The sequence below is a fragment of the Streptomyces sp. C genome, assembly GCF_000158895.1.
GTDB classification, from domain to species: Bacteria; Actinomycetota; Actinomycetes; order Streptomycetales; family Streptomycetaceae; genus Streptomyces; species Streptomyces racemochromogenes.
Genome location: NZ_GG657750.1, coordinates 6,875,086 through 6,875,516, shown reverse-complemented (window position 1 = coordinate 6,875,516; position 431 = coordinate 6,875,086). Strand labels below are relative to the sequence as shown.

The following is a 431-nucleotide window of genomic DNA, read 5'->3' as shown; positions in this document are numbered from 1 at the left end:
GGCCGTCTTGTTGATCTGGAAAGCCGTTGGGGCCGGAGCCCGGTTTCCTGTCCGTTGCGGCGCCAGCAGCGCCGTCCGGCGGAACCACCCGCCCACGCTCTGCCCCGCCGTCACGGCGAACAGCGCGAACGAACCCAGCCCGACCATGCCAAGGGCGCCCCGCCGGGAGATCGTCGGGGCGGCCGGGCGGGGCGAGACCAGGCCGGCCGCCTCCTCGCTGTCCGGGTCCGGCTGCCGCGGCCCGGCGCGCAGCGCCCGCGCGGCCCGTCCCAGCCGGAACGCCACGTGGACGGCGAAGGCGCCGATGAACACCCAGGCCCCGTAGAAGTGGAGCGTGTAGAAGGAGCCCGGGAAGACGTACTTGAGCTGCGTGTTGAGGATGCCGGTGGCGAACTCGAACCCGGCCCCGCCCTCCAGCAGGAGCAGCGAGA

Annotated in this window: 1 pseudogene; it reads right to left on the bottom strand. The window is 73.5% G+C overall.

The features are described 5' to 3' along the window. Window positions 1-431: pseudogene (locus SSNG_RS30865) on the bottom strand (hypothetical protein); the annotation flags it as partial.